The sequence below is a fragment of the Pseudomonas sp. genome (assembly GCF_017744435.1).
Lineage (GTDB): Bacteria > Pseudomonadota > Gammaproteobacteria > Pseudomonadales > Pseudomonadaceae > Aquipseudomonas.
Map to the genome: position 1 here is coordinate 1 of NZ_JAGIBG010000063.1, position 5640 is coordinate 5640.

4 protein-coding genes are annotated in these 5640 nt (G+C 62.6%); all 4 read left to right on the forward strand.

The window, feature by feature from the left end; genetic code table 11:
• Positions 1-357: 357 nt before the first annotated feature.
• The 4 genes from J7573_RS25410 (at position 358) to J7573_RS25425 (ending at position 5470) form a co-directional block, all read left to right on the forward strand.
• The gene (locus J7573_RS25410) at positions 358-2001 is read left to right on the forward strand and encodes an acetolactate synthase large subunit (protein ID WP_294341311.1); all 1644 of its coding nucleotides are present in this window, start codon (positions 358-360) and stop codon (positions 1999-2001) included.
• A 126-nt stretch (positions 2002-2127) separates the two neighbouring features.
• Entirely contained in the window at positions 2128-2682 is a 555-nt protein-coding gene (locus tag J7573_RS25415) for a UPF0149 family protein (RefSeq protein WP_294341313.1), read from the forward strand.
• Positions 2683-2758: 76 nt separating this feature from the next.
• Positions 2759-3430 carry a glutathione S-transferase gene (locus J7573_RS25420; protein WP_294341315.1) on the forward strand — a complete coding sequence of 224 codons (672 nt, stop codon included), beginning with the start codon at positions 2759-2761 and terminating at the stop codon, positions 3428-3430.
• 27 nt (positions 3431-3457) lie between these two features.
• Complete coding sequence (locus tag J7573_RS25425; protein WP_294341317.1) at positions 3458-5470, forward strand: pyridoxamine 5'-phosphate oxidase family protein; 2013 nt, start codon at positions 3458-3460, stop codon at positions 5468-5470.
• Positions 5471-5640: the final 170 nt, after the last annotated feature.

Sequence of the window (5640 nt, forward strand, 5' to 3'; positions counted from 1 at the left end):
AGTGAAACGATGCATCGCCGATGGTAGTGTGGGGTTTCCCCATGTGAGAGTAGGTCATCGTCAAGATTCATTTCGCAAAACCCCTATCTGCGCATGCAGGTAGGGGTTTTGTCTTTTCTGCCCTCCGCAATGCGGCGCTTTGACGCTGCAGCCAAATGTCTTTTGTCTGTATCCTCCTATCTGCACCGTTTGCTCGGTGCGACAATATTTCTCGCAAATTAACGTGACTTGTTTGCGCTTAAGCTGCGTCAAGACTTTAGTTCGGGGCAATCCTGGCCCCCGAACCGAGCGATGCCAGCGTACCGTGCTGCGCATTTCTGGACTTCCACTGTCCGATCACTTGAGGTTACAAGCAAGATGGCCAAGGCCGCCGATGTCGTTGTGCAATGCCTGGAAAACGAAGGTGTCGAGTATGTGTTCGGCATTCCTGGTGAGGAAAACCTCGACCTGCTGGAATCCCTGCGCAAGTCGAAGATCAAGCTGGTACTGACCCGTCACGAGCAGTCCGCGGGCTTCATGGCCGCCACCTATGGCCGCCTGACCGGCAAGACCGGCGTCAGCCTGTCGACCCTGGGCCCTGGCGCAACCAACCTGGTAACCGCCAGTGCGTATGCCTACCTGGGCGGCATGCCGATGATGATGATCACCGGCCAGAAGCCGATCAAGAAGTCCAAGCAGGGCCGCTTCCAGATCATCGACGTGTGCGGCATGATGGACCCCATCACCAAGTACACCCACCAGTTCGCCTCGGCCGACAACATCCCGGCGCGCATGCGTGAAGCGTTCCGCCTGGCTGAAGAAGAAAAGCCGGGTGCCGTGCACCTGGAGCTGCCGGAAGACATCGCCGCCGAGCAGACCGACGCCCTGCCAATCCCACGCAGCCTGCACCGTCGCCCGCTGGCCGAGCACGTGGCCATCGAAGCTGCCGTCGAGAAACTGAAGAAGGCCCGCAGCCCGATCCTGGTGATCGGCGCCGGCGCCAACCGCAAGATGACCGCCAAGGTCCTCAAGCAGCTGATCGACAAGACCGGTATCCCGTTCATCACCACCCAGATGGGTAAAGGTGTGGTTGACGAGCGTCACCCGCGCTTCCTGGGTAACGCTGCGCTGTCCTCTGGTGACTTCGTCCACCGCGCCATCGAAGCGGCCGACCTGATCATCAACATCGGCCACGACGTGATCGAGAAGCCACCGTTCTTCATGGTCCGTGGCGGCACCGAAGTCATCCACATCAGCTTCCGTTCCGCCGAAGTCGATGCCGTGTACTTCCCGCAAGTGGAAGTGATCGGTGACATCGCCAACGCCGTATGGCAGATCAGCGAAGCGCTGAACGACACCGCGCACTGGGACTTCACCCGCCTGATGGCGATCCGTGAAGCCAACGAAGCGCAGATCGCCGAAGGCGCCGACGACAACCGCTTCCCGGTCTACCCGCAGCGCTTGGTCGCCGACATCCGTCGCGCACTGCCGTCCGAAGGCATTGTGGCCCTGGACAACGGCATCTACAAGATCTGGTTCGCCCGTAACTACAAGGCGCACAAGCCGAACACCGTGCTGCTCGACAACGCCCTGGCCACCATGGGCGCCGGCCTGCCATCGGCAATGGCTTCGCACCTGGTGTACCCGGATCGCCCGGTCATCTCGGTGTGCGGCGACGGCGGCTTCATGATGAACAGCCAGGAGCTGGAAACCGCAGTTCGTCTGGGCATGCACATCACCGTGGTGATCCTGCGTGACGACGGCTACGGCATGATCCGCTGGAAGCAGGCCAACATGGGCTTCACCGATTTCGGCCTGGACTACGGCAACCCGGACTTCGTCAAATACGCCGAAGCCTACGGTGCCAATGGCCACCGTGTGGAGAGCGCCGAAGCCTTCCTGCCGCTGCTCGAGCACTGCATCAAGACCCCAGGCGTGCATGTAATCGACTGCCCGGTCGACTACAGCGAGAACGACCGCATCCTCAACAGCGAGCTGCGTGAGCGCGCGCTGGCGGTATAAGGCTTAACTGCCTGATCGCGGGGCAAGTCGGGTCGCCGCACCCGACTTGCCCCGCGAATGCTTTCTGCAGACGCAATCCCCCATGTGCTAGGGTGCACGCAAATCTTCACCCCAGGACACCCACACATGCTCCCCGCCCTCAGCGAAAAAGAACTCGCCCGCCTCGAAGACCTGCTGATCACCTACGGCAACGACTATTCGGTGCTCAACCTGGCCGAGCTCAATGGCTTTTTCACCGCCCTGGCCAGCTCCCCGGTCGACGTGCTGCCAGAGCAATGGCTGCCCACCGTCGCGGGCGGCAAGGTACCGAAGTTCAAGAAACCCGCCCATGAGGAGGCCTACACCGCCTTGATGCTGCGTTATGCCTACCAGGTTGCCGAGCAACTGGCGGAGAACCTCGAAGGCTTCGAACCGCTGTTCGAAGAGAGTGAGGCCGAGGAAGGGCCGGCGATCATTATGGAAGAGTGGTGCTTCGGCTACATGCGTGGCACGCAGGTGGCGGCTTGGGGCGAGTTGCCGCCCGAACAGGATCAACAGCTCAAGGCGATTTCACTGCATGGCCTGGAAGACAACTTCGAGTTGCTCGATGCCATGAGCTTCGATGAGTTGCAGGCTTGCGTACCGCACGTGGTCGAGGCTGCGCGGGGCCTGTATCGCTATCAGAAGGAGTCGCGGCACTGATCACCTGATTATTTCGCCAGGCGAAATTATGGTTTGCTCCTTGCACTGATTCTGCTGCCAGCCGAATCAGCGCAGGATGGGCTCCAGCCGGCACCACCCCGGTGCCAACCCTGGAGCCCAGCCCGTGATCACACTCTACAATTTCCCCAAGTCCGGCCACGCACACCGCATCGAGCTGATGCTGTCGTTGCTGCAACTGCCCACCGAACTGGTATTCGTCGACCTGGCCAAAGGCGCGCACAAGCAGCCGGATTTCCTCGCCCTCAATCCGTTCGGCCAGGTACCGGTGATCGATGACAACGGCACCGTCATCGCCGATTCCAACGCCATTCTTATCTACCTGGCCAGCACTTACGACAAGGCGGGCAAGTGGCTCCCCCATGACCCGGTGAAAGCCGCCCGCGTGCAGCGCTGGTTGTCGGTTGCCGCCGGGCCATTGGCCTTTGGCCCGGCAGCCGCTCGCCTGGTGACGGTGTTCGGTGCTTCGTTCGACACCGACGAAGTCATCGGCCGCGCGCACACCTTGCTCAAGGTGATGGACGCCGAGCTGGCCAAGTCGGCGTTCCTCGTCGGCAATGAGCCGACCATCGCCGATGTCGCCAACTACTCGTACATCGCCCACGCCCCCGAGGGCAATGTCTCGCTGGACCCTTACCCCAACGTGCGCGCCTGGCTGGCGCGGATCGAAGCGTTGCCTGGTTTCGTCGCCATGCCACGCACTGCCGTCGGCCTGCAGACCACCGTCTGAGCCGCACCCCACGCGAGGAATGCCGCCATGGCGCAACTCCCCGATCATCGCACCTCGCCCTGGCATGCCGGCGAGAAGCGCCTGCAGGAGCATGCAGGTGTGTCGGAGCGCATGGACGTGTTCGGGCAGAAGGTCATTCGTGACTTCATGCCCGACCAGCACCGCACGTTCTACCAGCAGTTGCCGTTTATCGTCGCCGGCGCTGTGGATCAGGGCGGCAAGCCTTGGGCGACGCTGCTCGAAGGCCCGGAAGGCTTCGTCAGCTCGCCCGACCCTCGGCAGCTGCTGATCGATTTCCATCCGGCCGGGGACGACCCGGCAACGCCAGGGCTGACTACTGGCGGGGCCATCGGCCTGCTCGGCATCGAACTGCACACACGTCGGCGCAACCGCATCAACGGGTTGATCGCTCATGCCGCCGACGGGCGGCTGGACGTGCAGGTGGAGCAGGCGTTCGGCAATTGCCCGCAGTACATCCAGCTGCGCGAATACACGCGCGTCGATGAACCTGCGCATGGAAAAATCGATGCGCAAGGGCTGGATGCCACGACCACCCAGATGATCGCGAACGCGGACACGTTGTTCGTCGCCAGTTATATCGATCACCCCGATGGCATGCGTTCGGTGGACGTCTCGCACCGTGGCGGCCGCCCCGGCTTCGTCAGGGTCGAAGGCAACCGCCTGACCCTTCCCGACTATGCCGGCAACCTGCATTTCAACACCCTCGGCAACTTGCTGGAGAATCCGCGAGCCGGGCTGTTGTTCGTCGATTTCAGCAGCGGTGATGTACTGCAGGTGACCGGGCGCACCGAGGTGATACTCGATAGCCCGCTGATCATGGCATTCGAGGGCGCCGAGCGGCTATGGACGCTGGACATCGAGCAGGTGGTGCTGCGCCGTGCGGCGGTGAGTTTGCGCTGGGCCTTTCAGGAATACGCGCCAACCAGCCTGATGACCGGCACCTGGGCCGAGGCGGAGCAGCGGCTTCAGCAGCGTGAGCGGCAGCGCCAGTGGCTGGCCTGGCGGGTGGCGCGCGTTGAGCAGGAGAGTCGCGACATCCGCTCGTTCTATTTCGCTGCGGACGAACCGGTGGCGTTCTTGCCCGGCCAGCACATTCCCGTGCGTATCCCGCTGGGTAGCGATGCACCGCTGATTCGCACCTACAGCCTGTCCTGCGCGCCGTCCGACGGCTACCTGCGGATCAGCGTCAAGGCACAGGGCCCGGCGTCGCGTTATCTGCATGAGCGTGTCAGGGCAGGGGACAGGCTGGAGGTCCGTCTGCCCATGGGCAGCTTCACCCTCGATAGCACCAGCGACAGGCCTGTCGTACTGATCGGTGCAGGGGTGGGCATCACACCGCTGATCGCCATGCTGCGCGAGCTGTTGGCGGGCGGACAGGGGCGTCGCATCCATCTGTTCCAGGGTGCCCGCAGCCTCAGTGATCTGCCATTCCGGCAGGAACTGGCTGAATTGCGTCAGCAAACCGGTACCGGCTTGAGCGTGCATCGTTCATTGAGCCGGCCTGAAACCGAAGCAGTACAAGGGCGTGACTACGAGCACAGCGGGCGTTTGGGCATCGAGCAGATAAAGGCAACGCTGGCACTGGATGATTACGACTTCTATCTGTGTGGTCCGGCCAGTTTCACCCAGGACGTGTATGAGGGACTGCGCAGTGTGCATGTGCCGGATGCCCGCATTCATGCCGAAACCTTCGGGCCATCGACCCTTCGGCGGCATGGCGACGACAACCGGCCCGCGCTGCAACAGCCACCGGCTGCCAGCGAGCCGGTGCCGGTGTACTTTGCCAGCTCTGCCAAGGAGGCGCGTTGGTCACCCGGTTCTGGCACCTTGCTGGAACTGGCCGAGGCGCGCGGGCTGTCGCCGGAGTTCAGCTGCCGGGGTGGGTCTTGCGGGACGTGCAAGACCAAGGTGGTGAGTGGGCAGGTGCATTACCCGAATCCACCTGCCGAGATGCCCGAAAGTGGCACCGCCCTGATTTGTTGTGCAGTCCCGGCCCAGGCGCTGGTGCTGGAGTTATGAGGTTGCCTGTGCGGGCCTCTTCGCGGCTAAAGCCGCTCCCACAGGGACCGCACAGTTTTCAAAACCTGTGATATCCCAGTGGGAGCGGCTTTAGCCGCGAAGAGGCCCGCACAGGCAACCTCATAACTCCAGCACCAGCGCCTGGGCCGGGACTGCACAACAAATCAGGG